General features: G+C 64.6%; 19 protein-coding genes. 10 read left to right on the forward strand and 9 right to left on the reverse strand.

What is annotated here, in order from left to right:
- The first annotated feature begins 48 nt into the window (after positions 1 to 48).
- Positions 49 to 3102 carry an excinuclease ABC subunit UvrB gene (gene uvrB, locus ACSQ3E_RS03105; RefSeq protein ID WP_436121576.1) on the forward strand — a complete coding sequence of 1018 codons (3054 nt, stop codon included), beginning with the start codon at positions 49 to 51 and terminating at the stop codon, positions 3100 to 3102.
- A 51-nt stretch (positions 3103 to 3153) separates the two neighbouring features.
- Here uvrB and ACSQ3E_RS03110 read toward each other — a convergent pair whose 3' ends face one another.
- The gene (locus ACSQ3E_RS03110; RefSeq protein ID WP_436121577.1) at positions 3154 to 3369 is read right to left on the reverse strand and encodes a DUF1127 domain-containing protein; all 216 of its coding nucleotides are present in this window, start codon (positions 3367 to 3369) and stop codon (positions 3154 to 3156) included.
- 87 nt (positions 3370 to 3456) lie between these two features.
- On the opposite strand from ACSQ3E_RS03110, the gene ACSQ3E_RS03115 reads away from it, so the two are divergent.
- Together ACSQ3E_RS03115 and ACSQ3E_RS03120 are read left to right on the forward strand one after the other, a co-directional pair.
- Entirely contained in the window at positions 3457 to 4329 is an 873-nt protein-coding gene (locus ACSQ3E_RS03115) for a LysR family transcriptional regulator (RefSeq protein ID WP_310316332.1), read from the forward strand.
- 202 nt (positions 4330 to 4531) lie between these two features.
- Positions 4532 to 4954 carry a VOC family protein gene (locus tag ACSQ3E_RS03120; protein WP_436121578.1) on the forward strand — a complete coding sequence of 141 codons (423 nt, stop codon included), beginning with the start codon at positions 4532 to 4534 and terminating at the stop codon, positions 4952 to 4954.
- A 41-nt stretch (positions 4955 to 4995) separates the two neighbouring features.
- Here ACSQ3E_RS03120 and ACSQ3E_RS03125 read toward each other — a convergent pair whose 3' ends face one another.
- Positions 4996 to 5613: a glutathione S-transferase family protein gene (locus ACSQ3E_RS03125; RefSeq protein WP_310316328.1), complete on the reverse strand. Its 618-nt coding sequence runs from the start codon at positions 5611 to 5613 to the stop codon at positions 4996 to 4998.
- Positions 5614 to 5842: 229 nt separating this feature from the next.
- Here ACSQ3E_RS03125 and ACSQ3E_RS03130 point away from each other — a divergent pair, with 229 nt between their 5' ends.
- The 3 genes from ACSQ3E_RS03130 to ACSQ3E_RS03140 all read left to right on the forward strand — a co-directional run bounded on the left by ACSQ3E_RS03130 (position 5843) and on the right by ACSQ3E_RS03140 (position 7603).
- Positions 5843 to 6271 carry a hypothetical protein gene (locus ACSQ3E_RS03130; RefSeq protein WP_436121579.1) on the forward strand — a complete coding sequence of 143 codons (429 nt, stop codon included), beginning with the start codon at positions 5843 to 5845 and terminating at the stop codon, positions 6269 to 6271.
- Positions 6246 to 7226, forward strand: a complete 981-nt coding sequence (gene dapA, locus ACSQ3E_RS03135; RefSeq protein ID WP_436121580.1) for a 4-hydroxy-tetrahydrodipicolinate synthase — start codon at positions 6246 to 6248, stop codon at positions 7224 to 7226. Before ACSQ3E_RS03130 ends, dapA begins: the two co-directional genes overlap by 26 nt.
- Before the next feature lie 122 nt (positions 7227 to 7348).
- Positions 7349 to 7603 carry a hypothetical protein gene (locus ACSQ3E_RS03140; protein ID WP_436121581.1) on the forward strand — a complete coding sequence of 85 codons (255 nt, stop codon included), beginning with the start codon at positions 7349 to 7351 and terminating at the stop codon, positions 7601 to 7603.
- 41 nt (positions 7604 to 7644) lie between these two features.
- On the opposite strand, the gene ACSQ3E_RS03145 is transcribed toward ACSQ3E_RS03140, so the two are convergent.
- Together ACSQ3E_RS03145 and ACSQ3E_RS03150 are read right to left on the reverse strand one after the other, a co-directional pair.
- Positions 7645 to 8124, reverse strand: a complete 480-nt coding sequence (locus ACSQ3E_RS03145) for a hypothetical protein (protein WP_436121582.1) — start codon at positions 8122 to 8124, stop codon at positions 7645 to 7647.
- Entirely contained in the window at positions 8121 to 8627 is a 507-nt protein-coding gene (locus ACSQ3E_RS03150) for an Lrp/AsnC family transcriptional regulator (RefSeq protein WP_436121583.1), read from the reverse strand. Before ACSQ3E_RS03150 ends, ACSQ3E_RS03145 begins: the two co-directional genes overlap by 4 nt.
- A gap of 103 nt (positions 8628 to 8730) precedes the next feature.
- On the opposite strand from ACSQ3E_RS03150, the gene ACSQ3E_RS03155 reads away from it, so the two are divergent.
- Both ACSQ3E_RS03155 and ACSQ3E_RS03160 read left to right on the forward strand, forming a co-directional pair.
- Positions 8731 to 9927 (forward strand): diaminopropionate ammonia-lyase, encoded by a 1197-nt coding sequence (locus tag ACSQ3E_RS03155; protein ID WP_436121584.1) that lies wholly within the window; start codon positions 8731 to 8733, stop codon positions 9925 to 9927.
- Between the two features lie 260 nt (positions 9928 to 10187).
- Positions 10188 to 11537, forward strand: coding sequence for a serine hydrolase (locus ACSQ3E_RS03160; RefSeq protein ID WP_436121585.1), 1350 nt, complete (start codon positions 10188 to 10190; stop codon positions 11535 to 11537).
- Between the two features lie 75 nt (positions 11538 to 11612).
- Here the strand turns inward: ACSQ3E_RS03160 and ACSQ3E_RS03165 are convergent, their stop codons facing one another.
- The 3 genes from ACSQ3E_RS03165 to ACSQ3E_RS03175 all read right to left on the reverse strand — a co-directional run bounded on the left by ACSQ3E_RS03165 (position 11613) and on the right by ACSQ3E_RS03175 (position 16665).
- Complete coding sequence (locus ACSQ3E_RS03165) at positions 11613 to 14756, reverse strand: efflux RND transporter permease subunit (protein ID WP_436121586.1); 3144 nt, start codon at positions 14754 to 14756, stop codon at positions 11613 to 11615.
- A 108-nt stretch (positions 14757 to 14864) separates the two neighbouring features.
- Complete coding sequence (locus ACSQ3E_RS03170; protein ID WP_436121587.1) at positions 14865 to 16004, reverse strand: efflux RND transporter periplasmic adaptor subunit; 1140 nt, start codon at positions 16002 to 16004, stop codon at positions 14865 to 14867.
- Positions 16005 to 16056: 52 nt separating this feature from the next.
- Positions 16057 to 16665 (reverse strand): TetR family transcriptional regulator, encoded by a 609-nt coding sequence (locus tag ACSQ3E_RS03175; protein ID WP_436121588.1) that lies wholly within the window; start codon positions 16663 to 16665, stop codon positions 16057 to 16059.
- 298 nt (positions 16666 to 16963) lie between these two features.
- Between ACSQ3E_RS03175 and ACSQ3E_RS03180 the strand changes: the two genes are divergently transcribed.
- Together ACSQ3E_RS03180 and ACSQ3E_RS03185 are read left to right on the forward strand one after the other, a co-directional pair.
- The gene (locus ACSQ3E_RS03180; protein ID WP_436121589.1) at positions 16964 to 17608 is read left to right on the forward strand and encodes a DUF1326 domain-containing protein; all 645 of its coding nucleotides are present in this window, start codon (positions 16964 to 16966) and stop codon (positions 17606 to 17608) included.
- On the forward strand, positions 17605 to 18453 hold the full coding sequence (locus tag ACSQ3E_RS03185; RefSeq protein WP_436121590.1) for a DUF2182 domain-containing protein: 849 nt from the start codon (positions 17605 to 17607) through the stop codon (positions 18451 to 18453). Before ACSQ3E_RS03180 ends, ACSQ3E_RS03185 begins: the two co-directional genes overlap by 4 nt.
- Position 18454: 1 nt before the next feature.
- Here ACSQ3E_RS03185 and ACSQ3E_RS03190 read toward each other — a convergent pair whose 3' ends face one another.
- Together ACSQ3E_RS03190 and ACSQ3E_RS03195 are read right to left on the reverse strand one after the other, a co-directional pair.
- Positions 18455 to 18982 (reverse strand): N-acetyltransferase family protein, encoded by a 528-nt coding sequence (locus ACSQ3E_RS03190; RefSeq protein ID WP_436121591.1) that lies wholly within the window; start codon positions 18980 to 18982, stop codon positions 18455 to 18457.
- A 6-nt stretch (positions 18983 to 18988) separates the two neighbouring features.
- Positions 18989 to 19555 carry a helix-turn-helix domain-containing protein gene (locus ACSQ3E_RS03195; protein WP_436121592.1) on the reverse strand — a complete coding sequence of 189 codons (567 nt, stop codon included), beginning with the start codon at positions 19553 to 19555 and terminating at the stop codon, positions 18989 to 18991.
- Positions 19556 to 19576 lie beyond the last annotated feature (21 nt).

Below are 19576 nucleotides of genomic sequence, written 5' to 3' on the forward strand. Positions count from 1 at the left end.
GGCATCCGCACCCTTTCCATTTTTGCCGAGACCGCCCATATTTCGCCCATGGCCAAATCTCCTGACAAGAAATCGCCCGCCTCGGGAAGCGACAACCGTGCCGCACAGCGCAAGCGCGGCGGCAATGGCGTGACCGACTTCCTTGATGCCTCCGAGCCGTTGCATCGCCCCGGCTTCGGCGAGGCACCGCAGGCCGAATTCACTGGCGCGCCGCTGTCAGGTTCGATCGCCGACTGGGCCGACGAGATCGCCAGGGAGGCGGAGAAGCCGCAGCCCAAGCCGAAGAAAATCCCGGAAAAAAGCTCGGCGCCGACGCGTTCGTCGCGCGGCACCTCGATGGGTGGCGCTGCCTCGGCCAAGGATCGCGCTGCCGCCGGCCTCAACCCGGTCGCCGGCCTCGACATTTCGCTCGAAGACGCTGCATCGCTGTCCAATTCCGGCGTCACCGCCACCGTGGCTGCCCTTTCGGCGCTGATCGAGAGCGGCAACCCGCTGCACAAGAACGGTGAAATCTGGGTTCCCCATCGCCCTGCCCGGCCTGACAAGTCAGAGGGCGGCATCCAGATCGTCATGCAGTCGGAGTTCGAGCCGGCCGGAGACCAGCCCACCGCCATCAAGGACCTCGTCGAAGGCGTCAGTTCGGCCGAACGCACCCAGGTGCTGCTCGGCGTTACCGGCTCCGGCAAGACCTTCACCATGGCCAAGGTGATCGAGCAGACGCAACGCCCCGCACTGATCCTCGCCCCCAACAAGACGCTGGCCGCCCAGCTCTACAGCGAGTTCAAGAAGTTCTTCCCCGACAACGCGGTCGAGTATTTCGTCTCGTACTACGACTACTTCCAGCCCGAGGCCTACGTCCCGCGCACCGACACCTATATCGAGAAGGAATCGACCATCAACGAGCAGATCGATCGCATGCGCCACTCGGCGACGCGCTCGCTGCTCGAACGCGACGACGTCATCATCGTCGCCTCGGTCTCGTGCATCTACGGTATCGGCTCGGTCGAGACCTACACGGCGATGACCTTCCAGATGGCGGTCGGCGACCGGCTCGACCAGCGCCAGTTGCTCGCCGACCTCGTTGCCCAGCAATACAAGCGCCAGGACATCAACTTCGTCCGCGGCTCTTTCCGCGTCCGCGGCGACACCATCGAAATCTTCCCGGCCCACTTGGAAGATTCGGCCTGGCGCATCTCGCTGTTCGGCGACGAGATCGACTCGATCACCGAGTTCGATCCGCTCACCGGCCAGAAGACCGGCGACCTCAAAAGCGTGAAAATCTACGCCAACTCGCACTATGTGACGCCGCGCCCAACCTTGAATCAGGCCATCAAGTCGATCAAGGAAGAGCTGCAGCACCGCCTGCAAGAGCTTGAAAAGGCTGGCCGTCTGCTTGAAGCCCAGCGCCTGGAACAGCGCACCCGCTTCGACCTGGAGATGCTGGAAGCCACCGGCTCCTGCGCCGGCATCGAGAACTATTCGCGCTATCTCACCGGTCGCCGCCCCGGCGATCCGCCGCCGACTTTGTTCGAATACATCCCCGACAATGCGCTGGTCTTCATCGACGAAAGCCACGTCACCGTGCCGCAGATCGGCGGCATGTACCGGGGCGACTTCCGACGCAAGGCGACACTGGCCGAATACGGCTTCCGCCTGCCGTCCTGCATGGACAACCGTCCGCTGCGCTTTGAGGAATGGGACGCCATGCGACCGCTTTCGGTCGCGGTGTCAGCCACCCCCGGCAATTGGGAAATGGAAGAAGCCGGCGGCGTATTCGCCGAGCAGGTCATCCGCCCGACCGGCCTGATCGACCCGCCGGTCGAGGTGCGTCCGGCCAAGAACCAGGTCGACGACGTCGTCGGTGAAATCCGTGAGACGACCAAGGCCGGCTACCGCACGCTGGTCACCGTGCTGACCAAGCGCATGGCCGAGGACCTGACCGAATATCTGCACGAAAACGGTGTCCGCGTCCGCTACATGCACTCCGACATCGACACGCTGGAGCGCATCGAGATCCTGCGCGACCTGCGCCTCGGCGCCTTCGACGTGCTGGTCGGCATCAACCTTCTGCGCGAAGGCCTCGATATTCCGGAATGCGGTTTCGTCGCCATCCTCGACGCCGACAAGGAAGGTTTCCTGCGCTCAGAGACCTCGCTGATCCAGACCATCGGCCGCGCGGCGCGTAACGTCGACGGAAAAGTGATCCTCTACGCCGACCAGATCACCGGCTCGATGGAGCGGGCGATGGCCGAGACCACGCGCCGCCGCGAAAAGCAGATGCTGTGGAACGAGGCCAACGGCATCACGCCTGAAAGCGTGAAGTCGCGTATCTCCGACATCCTCGATTCGGTCTACGAGAAGGACCACGTCCGCGCCGACATCTCGCAGTTCACCGACGAAGCCGGTGCGATGATGGGTAACAACCTCAAGGCCCATCTCGAAGCGCTCGACAAGCAGATGCGCAACGCCGCCACCGATCTCGACTTCGAGAAGGCGGCCCGCATCCGCGACGAGATCAAGCGCCTGCGCGAGATGGAACTCGCCATCTCCGACGATCCGCTGGCGCGGGACATGGAGGCTCAAAGCCCCGCATCCGGCCGCGAAAAGGGCAAGCACAACAAGGGCGTGGCCAAGCATCGCACGGTCGAGGAGCAGGAACGTTTCCGCAAGCTCGACGAGGCGCGCGCCGCCGAGGAGGCGGCCAAGGCTGCCCGGACGAACCTGTTCCGCAAGCCGAAGCTCGACGAAATGGGCGCCGACGGCGCCGTTCCCGCCGGCAAGTCGCTGTTCGCCAAGCCCGACATCGACAGTATGGGCCCGGGCACCGACATGACGACGCCCGCAGGTGCCGTGTCGCGCTCGCTGTTCAAGAAGCAGTCGGCTGCCGAGGCCCATGGTTCGGACTACGGCGTTCCGGAAGACGGCAATTCGCTGTTCAAGAAGAACAACCTCGACGAGATGACCGTCCGCCGCACCGAAAAGCCGGTCGAAGGCGTCAAGCCAGTCAAGCGCGCCAAGATCGGTGCTGGCTCCTACGAGGACCCCGCCGAAGCCGCCCGCGCCAGAAAGAAGCCGGGCAAGTCAGGACGGCCGGGGAAGTGAGCAAAGCGCAACTGCACTGACTGCGACAAAGAACGATCGCTAGCACGGCCCTTATTGCTGCCCCTCCGTCTTATGCCGCACCAGCCACTCGATATTGCCGCGCGAGATGCAGAGATCCTTCAATGCGGCATCGTCGAGGCGCGACAGTCTCCGCGCGGCACGCCATTCGCGTATGGCCGACGCCGCCGAACTGACTGATGCCAGCATGGCGCGGGCGAGCCTGCCGCGATGTGCAGTCTTACCTTGATTTTCGATCACGCTCGTCATGGCCGTTCTCCAAGATTAGGAACAGGCTAACGACCCGACTGGCATAATGGAAACGAATGTATATTATGACCTCGATAAGAGGTCCTTATGCCAAATAACATCGATATCGCATTGCTGAGGGCATTCCTGGCCGTGGTAGACACCGGCGGGATGACCAGTTCGGCCAAGGTGCTCAACCTCACACAGGCAGCCGTAAGCCAGCAGGTGAAGCGGCTCGAAGACCTTTTCGGCTGCGCACTCTTCGAACGCGACCGCAAGGGCCTGAAACTGACGCCGACGGGCCAGCGCCTTGTCGTCCAGGCGCGCCGCCTTGTCCGCAACAATGACGAGGTCTGGTCGGCGATGAACGAAGCCGAATTCGAGGGCGAAATCCGCCTCGGCATACCTTCCGATTTCGTCCGCTGCTTCGGCGCCCCCATCCTCAAGCAATTCGACCAGGCTTGGCCGCGCGTGCGGGTATCGCTCATTTGCGACACAAGCCAGCGCCTGCTTGAAAAGCTCGATGGCGGCGAGGTCGACCTGACCTTCGCGGTCGAGAAAAAATGCGGCCACAACGGCGAGACCTTGCTGTCCGACCCGCTGGTCTGGGTCGGCGCCAAAGGTGGCCAGGCCTTCGAACGCGATCCCCTGCCCATATCGACGGATGACGAAACCTGCTTCCTGCGACCCTTCGCGCTCAAGGCACTGGCAGACCATGGACGCGTCTGGCGCTGGGTCTGCGAAGACGCCAATTTCGACCCCATCCTGGCGACACTCGATGCCGATATTGCGGTAGCACCGCTGCTGGCCTCGACCATACCGCCAGGCTTTGAAATTCTGGGCGAGCGGCATGGGCTGCCGCCCTTGCCAAGCTTCTGGATAAATCTCTATCAGCCACATGCAGGCCCGACGCGGCTTTCGGCAGAATTGGCACTGCACATACGCGACGTGGTCGGCACCCGTTCGCAATTGGTTGCGTGATCCCGGTCGATACTGTTGCCGGCAGGAGAGCTTCCCCCCTCCAGCCTGCTTCGGCTCCGGCCGAAAAAATTCTCGCCGACCATGTCGGATGTGGCCGGCTCCACTCGTCCTAGGAGCGAGGCATCGGCCGACGGCGGCTACGATGCCCCGAAATGCGCCGCGACAAGCGGCGATTGGCTCAAGCGAGGAACGGAGACAACTGATGTCGGAAGCTCAAGCATACCCCGCCCCGAAGGTCCTTGGCGGCCTGATCGCCTACCTGCAGGTCGACGGCGCCTTCAAGGCGGCCGAGTTCTACAAGCGCGCCTTCGGCGCCGAGCAGGTCTTCGCTTATCCGCCTGACGAAAAGGGTCGGACCATGCATGTCCATCTCTACATCAACGGCTCGTCGATGATGTTGGCCGATGCTTATCCCGAACACGGCCATGCCCACGAAAAGGCGCAGGGCTACACCATGCAGCTCATCCTCGGCGACGACGTCGATGCCTGGTGGAAGCGCGCCGTCGATGCCGGCTGCGAGGTCGTCGTTCCGCTCGACGTCATGTTCTGGGGCGACCGCTGGGGCCAGCTGCGCGATCCCTTCGGCGTCGCCTGGGCGATGAACGCACCGGTCAAGCCGGCCTGACTGTCCTGAATCACGCTGCGCGCCTCCGGGCGCGCGGCGACCTACCGATCGTGCGTCTCGCCCGACAAAGGCGTCGCCAACATCGAAGGACGCTGCTCGAACGCGTCGAACCATGCCGTCAGCCGCGCCCGCCCGCGAAACGACGGCAGATCGCGAAACGCCATCCACGAAAGCGCCGTCGCCACCGCGATGTGCCCGACATTAAGCGGCGCGTCTGCATCGATCGCTGCATCGAGCCAGTCATAGCTCGCCTCGATCTTGTCGCTGTAGCCCTCGGCAAGCGCCTGATAGCGCAGATGCTCTGGCCGCCGCTCCGTCTCCCAACGCAGGCCGATGCCCACCTGCGCCAGCCCTTGCGCCACTGCCTGCAGCCGCAGCGCCCGCCATCGTGCCTCGCCCGCGTCCGGGATCAGCTTCGCGCCACCATGCAGCGTGTCGAGATAGGCGCAGATGACGTCGGAATCGAAGATCGGCTCGCCGCCGTCGCGCAACAGCACCGGCACCTTGCCCAACGGGTTCTCGGCGTAGACCCGCGCATTGCGCAGCGTCGGGCTGGTCTCGTGGTGAATTACCTCCAGCCGCTCGGCGATGCCGGCCTCATGGGCGAACACCAGCGCCTTGCGGGCGAAGGGCGAATGGGTCTGGTAATAGAGGATCATCGTTTTCCCATGCAGGCTGGCGGCAGATAGCTCAGCCGTTTCTAGCCCTTGGACGGCGAGAATTGCGCTCTCATTGACGCCCGCCGACGCAACTTCGTTTCGCACCGACCTGCCCTTTCGATGCGTTTCCGCGCCGCCGCAACACGCGGTCAGTCCCTATGCGATTCCTATAAATCAGCCCGCTTCCCTCTCTCGAATTCACACGCGCCGGAGGACTATCTGTTCTCCCATGCATCAGGAAAACATCGCAGCCCTGGCCGACCGCGTCGCCGACATCAGGATCCTGCGCGAGCACCACGTCTGGGCAGCCGCCGAACTTTTCGGCTTCGACGACTTCGACGCCACGCGGCGCCGCAAGTTCAGGGCGCTGATGGAAGCCGACGCGCTGCTCGACGCCGTGCTGTTGCTTGCCGCCAGCGCCAGGCCGTCGAGATCGGTCGAAAATATCAGCAGCCGGGCCGGACATTGGCAGTGCTGCATGCGCCACGCCACCGCCGGCGGCAGCCGCACCTGCACGGCCGAACACGCCGACCTCGCAGCCGCAGTCCTCGCGTCGCTGCTGGCAAGCTTCCAGCAGCCGGCTCCGGCTCGCCGCCGCACCCTTTCCCACCAGCATGATGGATCTTCCAGCCATGAACACCACCGCCACGACCAATGACCAGCTTCGCGGTCGCCTTTTCGGCGCCATGTCAGCACTACCGACCCCGTTCAGGGACGGCGAAGTCGATCTGAGAAGCCTCGCAGCACTCGTCGAATGGCAGATCGCGGAAGGCATCAACGGTCTCGTTACCTGCGGCACCACGGGCGAGGCCCCGACCCTGTCCTGGCATGAGCGCATCATGGTGATCCGCAAGACGGTGGCGGTAGCGAACGGGCGCGTGCCGGTCATTGCCGGCACCGGCACCAACAGCACGGAATCGACTGTTGCCTTCACCGCGGCCGCGCGCGATTTCGGCGCCGATGCCGCGCTGATCGTCGCGCCCTACTACAACAAGCCGAGCCAGACAGGCATCGTCAGGCATTTCGAAACGATCGCGGCCAAGGTCAACATCCCCATCATCGTCTACAACGTCCCGTCCCGCACCGGCGTCGACCTGGCACCCGCCACCATCGAGCAGCTGGCCGCGATCCCCAGCATCGTTGGCTTCAAGGATGCGACCGACGACCTGTCGCGCCCGATGGCGTTCGCCCAAAGGTTCGGCGACCGCTTCACCTGGCTGTCCGGCCACGACGCCACCGCCTTCGGCTTCAATACAATGGGCGGCAGCGGCACCATCTCTGTCGTTTCCAACGTCGCCCCTCGCCTTTGCGTCGCCATGCACGACGCCTGCCGCAACAGCGATCCGCACGCGGCGCGCCAGATTCACAACCGCCTGCGCCCGCTCATCGTCGCGCTCGAACTCGAAACCAACCCTGGTCCGGTCAAGCACGCCCTTCACCTGATGGGCAAGATGTCGTCGGACGTCCGGCTGCCGCTGGTCGAGGTCGAGCCGAACACCGCCTCCGCCATTAGCGACAATTTGTCGGTGCTCGACACGCCGGCGCGGCCATCGCGCGCGCTCCGTCCCGTGCCGGTGGCCGCCCGGGCGGCCTCGAACACCCGGCGTTTATGAGATCTGAATGTCTTCGTCCCTCGCCGCCAATCGAATTCATATGGCGCGGGCATCACATCATGAAATGCAACGAACCTCGGGAAGCGGCAGCACCGCTCCACCTTCAGGAAAGGCAAACCATCATGGGCACTCTGGCTCGCGACATCCACCCGGCACTGCACGCCCACCGCTTCATGGTCGGACGCGACCCGCAAGGGCGCTGGGTCGTCAGCGACGAGCTGGGCCTTGTCGGCGGCATCTTCGCCGACAAGGAAGCGGCCGTCCGCTTTGCGCTGACCGAGAGCGACCACATGCCGGGCGCCGTCTTCTGCGCGCCTTGCGAGGTCACGCTCAACCTCGACACGGCCTCAGATCCGCAACTCGCCGGCCGCCACTAGCCCTGGAGCAGTAGCTCCAAAGTGCGAATTCACGTGGCCGGCTAAGCCGTGTTCAAATGCCCCGATCGCCGCCCAGTTCGGGCGGCAGGCGGGAAAGGAGCACCTGCCATGGCAAGTCTCGGCACATTTGCCTTCACAGCAGGCATCCCCGGCATGGCTCTCTCGGCCGCCGAAGCGGCACCTGTGGCAACAGCGCCAGGCGACCCGGCAGCGCTGTCTCGCAGCGGCGATTTCATCCTGATCGGCAGCCGGTCGGTCACCACCTCGAAGTCGACCAGCAAGTCCAGTTCACGCTCGAGAAGCTGTTCCAACGGCAGCTGCACCACCGACAGCGATTCCCAGAGCAATACCGGCACCAGTTCCTCGACGAGCACCTCGACCAGCACCAGCTCGTCGAGCAATTCGAACACCAATTCGAACTGATTCCGAGATCGCTCCAGACAGCTTTCTGTGCTGATCCCCAGCACCTCACAGGCCCGCTTCGGCGGGCCTTTTTTTGCCCGCCAGGCCTTCGGCTTCAAATCAAGCCGGCCTTGATATCACCCCCCAGTGGCACCGTCAGCCCGGCCTTGACCCGGTCCATCGCCACCAGAGTGCGGAACTTCTTGATGTTGGGATTGGCGAAGAACAGCCGCCGGGTCAGCGCCTCGTATTCGGTCATGCTGGCCACCGTCACCACCAGCACGAAATCCGCCTCGCCTGTCACGTAGTAACATTGCTGCACCTCGGGTGCCGCGCCGAAACTTGCCTTGGTGGCGTCGAGCAGGCCGATCTGCTCGCTCTCGATCGAAATCTCGACGATGATGGTGATCGGCCGACCGACCTTGTCGGGGTCGACGACAGCGACATTGGCGGCAATGACGCCGCCCTCCTCCATGCGCTTGATGCGCCGCTGCACCGCCGGCGCCGACAGGTGCACCGCCTCGCCGATCTCGCGCTGCGGCGTGGCGTTGTCGCGCTGCAGGATGTCGAGGATCTTCAGGTCGAACTCGTCGAGATCGACAGCTTTGCCGGCATTCCTCAAGACATCGTCCCCGCGATACAAAATTGCACAAACCTGGCCGGATAAGAGCGCATTTCTCGCCAACGCTGCAATATAAATGCGCCGATCGAGGAGAAATCGTCCCATGCTTATCCGCAACCAGCACGCCGACTACCTGCAGCCGCTCGAAGCGGTCGATGCCGAAACGCTTGGTGTCGAAGCCGCCGAAACCGTCGAACGCTTCCTGTCGCATCGGCCCAACCATCGCCCGACGCCGCTACGCTCGTTGCCGGCGCTCGCCCAGGAGCTCGATATCGGTGCCATTCACCTCAAGGACGAGGGTTATCGCCTTGGCCTCGGCAGCTTCAAGGCCCTCGGCGGCGCCTACGCCGTTATCCGTCTCGTGCTCGAGGCGGCGGAGCAAAAACTCGGCCGCCCGGTCGCCATCGACGAGCTGCATAGCCCCGAAGTGGCAAAAATCTCCGCCGCCATGACCTTCGGCTGCGCCACCGACGGCAATCACGGCCGCTCGGTCGCGCAAGGGGCGCAGCTGGTCGGCGCCCGCTCGGTGATCTTCGTCCATGCCGGGGTCAGCGACGCACGCGTCGCGGCGATCGCCCGCTACGGCGCCGTGATGGAGCGCGTCGCCGGCACCTATGACGACTCGGTCACTGAAGCCGCCCGCGTCTGCGAGGCCAATGGCTGGACCGTCGTCTCCGACACCTCCTGGCCCGGCTACGAGCGCATCCCGGGGCTCGTCATGCAGGGCTACACGGCGATCTTCCGCGAGGCGCTCGAAAAGCTGCCGCAGCCTCCGACCCATGTCTTCATCCAGTCCGGCGTCGGCGGCATCGCCGCTGCCGCCTCGGGCTATCTCGCCAGTCGCTTCGGCGAGGCGCGTCCGACCTTCATCGTCGTCGATCCGGCCCGCGCCGCCTGCATCTTCGAGACCGCGCGGCAAGGCAAGCTGGTCAAGCTCGCCCATGGCGAACCGACAGTCATGGCGATGCTCGAATGCTACGAGCCGTCGCAGGTCGCCTGGCGCGTGCTGTCGCGCGTCGCCGACGCCTTCATGACCGTCGAGGACGACACCGCCGTCGAAGTCATGAACCTGCTCGCCCGCCCCTTCGGCCATGACCCGGTGGTTGTCGCGGGCGAAAGCGGCGGCGCCGGCCTCGCCGGCCTGCTCGTCGCCGCCCGCGATGCCGACATGCGCGCGGCCATCGGCCTCGACGCCAACTCGCGCGTCCTGCTCGTCATCACCGAAGGCGCCACCGACCCTGACCGCTACCGCGAGCTCGTCGGCCTGACGCCGGGAGATATTGCCCTCGCCGGGAAGTGACTTCGCCTTCTCCCCTTGTGGGAGAAGGTGCCCCGAAGGGGCGGATGAGGGGTGCTGGACGAAGTGCGGCGCTTCCGACAAGGGCGCTTGCTTCTCCACCCTCTCATTCCTTCCAACACCCCTCATCCGTCTCGGCGCTACGCGCCGATCCACCTTCTCCCACAAGGGGAGAAGGCAAAACCGCGCTTCATCGCGCCATGCTAGTGCAATGTCCGCCGCATATCAGCCATCATCCAGTCTGACATGAGGGCACGTCCGAGATGACATTTTCTGCTGCGGCAGTTTCCTCCAGCTCGCACTTTCCATCCCCGGCCGAGATCAAGCGCATCCTCGTCGAGCGCATCGACGTGCAGCGCCAGAGCGTCGGCATCGTGGTCGGCACCTTCGGCCCCGGAGGCCGCGTCATCGTCTCGCATGGCAATTTCGGCGCCTACTACGCCCGTCCGGTCGACGCGGACACCGGCTTCGAGATCGGCTCGATCACCAAGGTGTTCACCACGCTCCTGCTCGCCGAGATGGCCGGGCGCGGCGAGGTCGGGCTCGACGACCCGGTCGCCATGCACCTGCCTGCCACCGTCCACATGCCGACGCGCGACGGCCGCGAGATCACCCTGACCGATCTCGCCACCCACACCTCCGGCCTGCCGCGCCTGCCCGAAAACATGGCGCCGGCCGACGACGACAACCCCTATGCCGACTACAGCGTCGAGCAGATGTACGCGTTCCTGTCGGCCTACGAGCTGCCGCGCGACATCGGCAGCCAGTACGAATACTCCAATCTCGGCATGGGCCTGCTCGGCCATGCGCTGTCGCGCCGCGCCGGGTTGAGCTACGGCGCGCTGGTGCGCGAGCGCATCCTTTCGCCGCTCAACATGCGCTCCACCGCCGACACCCCGGCCGTCTACATGAAGTCGCGCCTCGCCAACGGCCACGATGCCGAGCTGATGCCGGTGCTGAACTGGGACCTGCCGACGCTCGCCGGAGCCGGAGCGCTTTTGTCGACCGCCGACGACATGGTGAACTTCGTCGAGATGCTGGTCGACCAGCGCGCCTCGCCGCTCCGCGACGCTCTAGCCACCACGCTTTCGATCCGCCGCCCGGCCGGTGCGGGAGACGACGAGACCGGCCTCGGCTGGGTCATCTCGGGCCAAGGCGACGACCAGATCGTCTGGCACAATGGCGGCACCGGCGGCTATCGCTCCTATCTCGGTTTCATGCCGGCCAGGGGCGCCGGTATCGTTGCCCTTTCCAACACTTCGACCGAGATTGGCGTCGACGACATCGGCCGCCACCTGCTCGACAGCAGCAACCCGCTGGCCGAGCCGCCAAGGGAACGCATCGCCGTCACCCTCGATCCGGCGATTTATGACCGCTATGTCGGCACCTACAGGCTGGCCCCGGAGTTCGAGATCGCGATTTCGCGCGACGGCGCAAGCCTTTTCGCCCAGGCCACCGGCCAGGGCCGCCACGAGATCTTTGCCGAGAACGACAGCCAGTTCTTCCTCAAGGTCGTCAACGCCCAGCTCAGCTTCCATGTCGACGCCGACGGCCATGCCACCGGCCTGACGCTGCACCAGAACGGCATCGACCAGCAGGCGCCGCGGGTCTAGCCGCGGCCTGCCCAAACGAAAACCGGCCCCTGCTTGTGGCAGGAGCCGGTTGAAAGCTCAGCGCTTGGCGCGCAACTATTCCGCCGCCAGCGCCGGGTGCTGAATCACCGTGGCGGTGTCATCGCCCTTCTCCGCCACCGGTTCGGCCGGCTTCTTCTTCGGCTCACGGCCAAAGAAGAGCGCATAGCCGGCCGGCAGCACCAGGATGGTCAGCACGGTGGCCACCAGGATGCCGCCCATCATCGCATAGGCCAGCGGGCCCCAGAACACGCCGCGCGAGATCGGGATCAGCGCCAGCACCGCCGTCATCGCCGTCAAGACGATCGGCCGGAAACGCCGCACTGCAGCCCCCACGATCGCTTCATAGCGCTCCATGCCCGCCGCGATGTCCTGGTCGATCTGGTCGACGAGGATGATCGAGTTGCGGATGATGATGCCGAGCAGCGCGATGACGCCGAGGATGGCGACGAAGCCGAAGGGCGCGCCCGAGATCAGCAGTGCTGCCGCCGCACCGATGATGCCGAGCGGACCGGTCGCCAGCACCAGCATCGACTTGCCGAAGTGCTGCAGCTGCACCATCAGCAGAAGCACGATGACCAACAGCATGACCGGCGCCTTGGCGGCGATCGAGGCCTGGCTTTCGGCCGCGTCCTCGGCCCCGCCCTGGATCTCGACCTTGTAGCCGGGCGCCAGACCATCGCGCAGCGGCTTGAGGTCGGCATAGAGCTTCATCGCCACGTCGTTAGGCTGGATGCCGTCGGGCAGCGTTGCCCGGACCGTGATCGTCGGCAGGCGGTCGCGGCGCCATTCGATGCCCTGCTCCATCACGGGCACAACCTTGGCGACCTGCGACAGCGGCACGAAACCGCCGAAGTCGGTCGGGATGTAGACTGAATTGACCGCCGTCAGCATGTGACGGTTGGCCTCCGGCTCGCGAGCGACGATCGACACCGTCTCCTCGCCGTCACGGAAGTTGTCGAGCGGGGCGCCCTGCATGGTTGCCTGCAGCATCTGGCGGATGCGCTGCGACGACACGCCAAGCGCCCTCGCCCGGTCCTGGTCGACCACCAGCTTCATACCAGGCACCTGTTCCAGCCAGTCGTCATGGATGGCGCCGAGCTCCGGGGTCGCCGCGAACTTGGCCTTCACCTCGTCGGCGATGCGGCGCACTTCGGCCCGGTCGGGACCCATGACGCGCAGCTGCACCGGCCAGCCGGTCGGCGGCCCGAGGAACAGGCGGTCGACCTTGCCGCGGACCGATGGGAAATCCTCTGCCAGGATGCTGCGCAGCTTGGTGATCAGCCTTTCGCGCGCCGGCTCGTCATTGGCCATGATCAGCAGCTGGGCATAGTTCGGGTTGCGCAGCTGCTGGTCGAGCGGCAGGAAGAAGCGCGGCGCGCCCTCGCCGACATAGGTGGCGATGAACTTCTTGTCGGGATCGCCCATCATCTTGGCTTCCAGCGCCTCGGCCTGCTTTTCGACCTCCTTGATGCTGGTGCCCTCGGGCAGCCACAGGTCGACGAGGATTTCCGGCCGCGACGATTGCGGGAAGAAGTTCTGCGGTATGAACTGGAAGGCAAACAGCGAGCCGAAGAAAGTCACCAGCGTCATGACGAGTACGATGATGCGGTGACGCACCGCCCAGCTCACCGTCGCGCGCAGGCGGCGGTAGAAGTTGGTGTCGAAGGCATCGTGATGGCTGCCGGCATGCTTGCGCTGCTTCAAGATCATGTTGCCGAGCCATGGCGTGAAATAGACGGCCACGAACCACGAGATGACCAGCGCGATGCCGACGACATAGAACAGCGAGCGCACATACTCACCCGCCGTGGATTCGGCGAAGCCGACGGGGATGAAGCCCGCCGTGGTAATCAGCGTGCCGGTCAGCATCGGAAACGCCGTCGAGGAATAGGCGAAGGACGCCGCCTCGACCTTGACCAGCCCCTCCTCGAGCTTTCGCTCCATCATCTCGACGACGATCATCGCATCGTCGACGAGCAGCCCGAGCGCGATGATCAGCGCGCCGAGCGAGATACGCTGCAGGTCGATGCCGAGCTGGTACATCACGGCAAAGGTTGCGGCCAACACCAGCGGGATGGTGATGGCGATGACCAGGCCCGAGCGCCAGCCGATCGACAAAAACGACACGACAAGCACGATCAGCAGCGCCTCGACCAGCGCCGTCATGAACTCGCCGATGGCTTCCGTCACCACTTCCGGCTGGTTGGAGATCTGGTCGACCGACACGCCGTAAGGCAGCGATTCCTCGAAACGCTTGTAGGTCTCGTCGACGGCCTTGCCGACGTCGGTGACCTTGAAGCCCTTGGCCATCACCACGCCGACCTGGACGCTGTCCTGGCCGTTGTAGCGGAACTTGCGCTGGTAGGGGTCTTCCAGACCCGTCGTCACCGTGGCGATGTCGCCAAGACGGGTGACCTGGTTGCCAGCGCGCAGGCGCAACTCGCGGATGTCGGCCGTCTTGGACAGGTCGCCCTCGACCGAGATGCGCACCGAATGTGTGCCGGTGTCGACCGCACCCGCCGGGTCGATGTTGTTCTGGCCGGCAATGGTGTTGCGCACGTCGTTCAGCGTCAGGCCGCGTTCGGCCAGCGCCTTGGACGAGACGTCGATATAGATACGCTGCGGCTGGTCGCCGAGGATGACGGCCTTTTCGACGCCGGGAGTCGTCAACAGCATGTCGCGCGCCTTGATCGCCAGCGCCTTGAGCTCGGGATAGCTGTAGCCCACGCCCGATATCGAATGCAGCGTGATGAAGGTGTCGCCGAATTCGTCGTTGAAATAGGGCCCGAGCAGGCCTTGCGGCAGCTCGCTCGAAATGTCGCCGACCTTCTTGCGCACCTGGTAGAAGGCGTCCTTCACTTGCGCCGTGTCGGTATCGCCCTTGACCTGCACGGTGATGATGGCGCTGCCGGCGCGCGTGTAGGACTTCACCCAGTCGAGATGCGGCGTTTCCTGCAGCTTGCGCTCGATCTTGTTGACGACCTGGTCCTGCATCTCCTCGATCGAGGCGCCCGGCCACACCGCCTGCACCACCATGACGCGGAAGGTGAAGTCCGGGTCCTCGCTCTGGCCCATGCGCATCAGGCCGAGCGCGCCGGTGATGATGATCAGCCCGAACAGGAAGCGCGCGATGCTGGGATGCCCGATCGCCCAACGCGACAGGTTGAAGGGCTGCTTGTCCTGGCTGGAATTGTCCATGGCCGTGGTTCCGATAAGGCGCACGCGTCCGGTATCCGGCACAGCAGATGCGCAGGTTCAAATGTGATTGGCGTTCGCGGCGGCCCTTGGCCGCCGCCTCATGCTGTCTTAGCGAATGGCCGCGGTGGCTTCGTTGGCGGCCGCGCGCTGCTCTGGCGTCGGCACCTTGACCCTCAGGTTCTCGGCCATGAACTGCGTTCCGGCCGCCACCACGAGGTCGCCCGGCTTCAAGCCATCGGCGACCTGGACACCGGCGTCGGCAAAGCTCGCCACCTTGATGTCGCGGGCATGGACCTGTTCGCCGTTGACCACCCAGACGATGTCCTTGTCGCCCTGCTTGGCCAGCGCGCTGAGCGGGATCGCCACGAACGACTTGCCGTTCTCAACCGACGCCTCGATGGTCGCGCTCATGCCAAGCAGCACGCGACCATTGTCGGGCAGGCTGACACGCACCGAAAACGTCCTGGACTGCGGATCAGCACTGCCGGCGACCTCGCGCACCTTGCCGTCTAGCACCAGCCCGGCGTCGGACCAGAAGCTGACCTTGACCGGCTTGCCCGGCTGGAACTGGGCGATCTCGAGTTCGGGCACGGCGATCTGCACTTCCTTGTCGCCGTCGACGGCGACCGCAACGACAGGCGTACCGGCTCCAACCACCTGGCCGGTATCGGCGCTGACTGATGTGACGATGCCGTTCTGGTCGGCGCGCAGCTCGGCATAGCCGACCTGGTTCCGCGCCTGCTTCAGCGACGAGGCCGCAGCATCACGCTGCGACGAGGCCTGCCTGTAGGCAAGTGCCGCCTGCTCGCGTTGCGCTTCGGAGGCGAACTTCTTGGCATAAAGCTGGGCCGCGCGTTCGTCGGCAAGCTTGGCTGTCTCGACCTGCTTTTCCGCCGCATGCAGGTTGGCTTCCGCGGTGCTGACTCCCAGCTGGTAATCGGTTGCGTCGATGCGAGCGAGCAGGTCGCCTGTCTTCACCTTGTCGCCGATATTGACTACCCGTTCGGTGATCTTGCCGGCGACGCGAAAGCCGAGATTCATCTCAGTGCGCGCCTTCACCGAACCCGAATAGTCGAGCTCGCGGGTCGTGCCCATGCTGGCGATCTCGACCACTTTGACCGGGCGGACCGCTTCGACCGTCTCGGTCTTGGCTTCGGAGCAGGCGGAAAGGCCAACGCCAAGCAGCGACACCAGAGCCAGGCTGGCAAGAGGACGCAGGTTCGCATTGAAGGTCTTGAACGAAATCATCGTTCGCACTCCTGGTTGTCTATTGATCTGGATGTCGGCCCGTGGGCCCCGGCTATTTCTTCAGCGCCCTGAGGGCGAAATCAGTAAGTTCCTCGAACGTCGCCCGATTGGGCTTGTTGACGCACTGCGACACCATCTGCGGGTGGCACAGCGTAGCTGTCGCAGCGCCAAAACAGCGCGCGGCGATCTGCGGATCCTGGTCGACGAACTCACCCGCCGCGATGCCCTCGCGGATCACCTCGGCGATGAGGTCGTGCAGCCGGTCGATATGCTTTTCGATGACGTGCCAGTCGCGTTCCAGCGCAACGACGACCATCTCATGCACCTTTTCCTGGTCGAGCATGGTCTCGACGGTCAGGTTGTGCTGGGCAAAAATGAAGCTGCGCAGGCGCTCGGTGGCGCTGCCTTCGGCGCGCAGGATCTGGCAAGCCATCTGGTAGACGGCGCCGAGCATGCGGCCACAGATCGCCTGGTGGATTTCCACCTTGGAGGCGAAGAAGCGGTAGATATTGGCCGGCGACATGCCAAGGTCGCGGGCGATGTCGGCGACATTGGTCTTGGTGTAGCCATAGTGCCTAAACAGCCGCTCGGCGGAATCGAGAATGCGCCCGACAGTCTCCTGTCGCGCCAGATCCACTGGGCTTTCAGCTACGTCGTTCATGTTCCAGGCCACTCGATTTGACGACTGACGAATTTCTAATTTCGTCAGTCGTAAAACTTTATCCGTCCGCCGTCAATCCGGTGCACCGCAAAAACTGACACAAGCTGCCATCGGGAGCCGGGCACCAGGAAATTGCCAAGGCAGTAGACGCACCTTTGGCCGGTTATGAAGACCGCCATTTTCTGCTACAGTGCAGGTCTTCTGGGGACGGTGCCGAACGTTCCGCTGTGCCTGTTATCCGGCCAACGGAATGAACCCGCAAACGACTTGCCGAGCTTGCAAACGCAAGGAGGTGAAGATGCCGGCCGTCAAATGGACACTCAAGGGACGTGAATTCCTGCACTGCAACTGCGCCTATGGCTGCCCGTGCCAGTTCAATGCGCTCCCCACCCAAGGCCACTGCCGTGCCATCGGCGCGATCGATATCGAGCAGGGTCACCACGGCACCACCAAGCTCGATGGCTTGCGCATTGCCATGATCGTCGCCTGGCCCGGCGCGATCCATCACGGCCACGGCCAAGTTGTCGCGATCGTCGACGAACGGGCAACGCCCGAGCAACGGGAAGCGCTGCTCCGCATCATGAGTGGTGAGGACACCGAGCCGGGCGCGACCTTCTTCCAGGTCTTTTCGACAACCTTCGAGAAGGTCCACGACCCCGTCTTCGCCAAGATCGACATTCAGGTCGACATCGAGGGCCGCACCGCCCGCGTGAACATTCCCGGCGTCATGGACGCTCGCGGAGAACCGATCCTGAACCCGGTCACATCAGAGACTCATCGCGCCCGCATCAACCTTCCCAACGGCTTCGAATACACCGTCGCCGAAGTCGGACGTGGCTGGGTCAAGACATCTGGCGCGCTCGAACTCGACCTCAACGATTCCCATGCGCATTTCGCCCGGATGCACATGACCGAAAGCGGGGTCGTCCGTCCGACCCAATGAGCACCTCCCGCCTCGAACTGATACTGAGGCGGGACCGGGCCGTCGTCCTTGGCGCCATCGTTGCCGTTGCCGCACTCGCCTGGGCCTATGTGATCTGGCTTGCCGCGAACATGGGGGCGCCGCCGCCCGCAGGCGCTGAAATGCCTGGGATGTCCATGCCAAGCATGGATATGCCCAAAATGGACATGCCCGCCATGGACATGGGCGCCACGCTCGCCCCTGCCCTCAACGGCTGGAGCGTCGGCGATTTCGCCTTCATGTTTGCCATGTGGGCAATCATGATGGTCGGCATGATGCTGCCGTCGGTGGCACCGATGCTGCTCATCTATGCTGGCGTCGCGCGCCAGGCAGGCTCACGCGGCAAGCCCTTCGCTGCAACGGCATGGTTCGCCAGTGGCTACCTGCTCGCCTGGACGGCTTTCTCCATGCTCGCCACCGCGGCGCAATGGGCGGTCGAACGCGCCCTGTTGCTGACGCCGATGACTGGCATCGGCACCAGGCTCGGCGGCATCGTGCTCATCGCCGCGGGCGTCTACCAGTGCACGCCACTCAAGGACGTCTGCCTGTCCGCCTGCCAGAGCCCGCTGCAGTTCATCATGCGCCACGGCGGCTTCCGCCCGAACCCGCTCGGCGCCATGAACCTGGGCGCCGAGCACGGCATCTACTGCATCGGCTGCTGCTGGGCGCTGATGGCGATCCTGTTCGTCGTCGGCATCATGAACCTGCTCTGGGTCGCCGCCATCGCCGCCTTCATCCTGCTGGAAAAGCTCGTCGTTCCCGGCCGTTTGCTGTCACGAGCGGCCGGTGCCGTGCTGATCGTCACAGGGGCATGGATGCTGTTTTGAGCTAGAGCAGCTTGTACATGATCGTCGTCGCGTCGAGCCGGTTGCTGCCGAAGGGATCACGGGCATAGGCCGGGATCACGCCCACCGTCTGGTAGCCGAGTGCGGTGTAGAGCGGCTCGGCGCTGTCGCCGGTGCGCGTGTCGAGCGTCAGCAGGCTGCGCCCCAGCTCGTGTGCCTTTGCCTCCAGCTCCCGCATCAGCAATTGCGCGATGCCCTGGCGGCGGAAGTCTGGATGCACCATCAGCTTGTTGACGTCGGCACGGTGCGGCTGGTTGGGCATGGTATCGCAGCCGAGCTGCACCGTGCCGGCGATCCGCCCGTCCTTGCGCGCCACCAGCATTGTCCGCGATCCCGTGCGCACGCCCGGCAAAACCTTGTCGCGCCAGAACGCCTCGGCCTCGCTTTGGGCGTATGGCAGCACGAAGCCGATGCTCGCCCCGTCATGCACGCAGGCATGCAGCAGCGCGCCGAGCTCGCCGAGATGGTCCGAGATGTCTTCGGCTGAGAAGGTCGAAACGGCTACGCTCATGAAACCTCACACGACAAAAAGAAAATACCTGGCACCCGCCTCCGCCGGCGTGGCAAACGCACTCGGGCCGAACAGCTGGTAGCGCAGGCAATCGCCTGGCCTGAGCTCATGGCTCCGGCCGTCGACCGTCACCGTGAGCTGTCCTTCGACCAGCACCAGATGATGCTCGAGCCCCGGCCTGGGTGGCGCGTCATAGGTGATCTGAACATCCGCATCGAGCTCGCATTCCAGCGCCTCGCCGGCCAGCGTCTGCGCCGGCGGCGAGATCGCACGGCGGCGAAAACCGACCTCCGGATCGGACCACACCGCCTGCGCGTCGCGGCGCACCAGCGGCGCAAACTCGCCCTCGACCATGTGCATCAGCCGCGACATGGTCAGCCCATAGGCGGCGCACAACTTGCCGAGCACGCTCGCCGTCGGGCTGACCTCGGCGTTCTCCAGCCGCGACAGCGTCGCCCGGCTGACAGCGCTGCGCTTGGCCAGTTCGTCAAGCGACCAGCCACGCTCGGCCCTCAGCGACCGCAGCCGCTGGGCGATACGCCGGTCGATTCCGTCTTCACCTGAACTTTCCATATATGAGAAATATTCCCACAA

It is taken from the genome of Aminobacter sp. LjRoot7 (genome assembly GCF_964252895.1).
Classification (GTDB): domain Bacteria; phylum Pseudomonadota; class Alphaproteobacteria; order Rhizobiales; family Rhizobiaceae; genus Aminobacter; species Aminobacter aminovorans_B.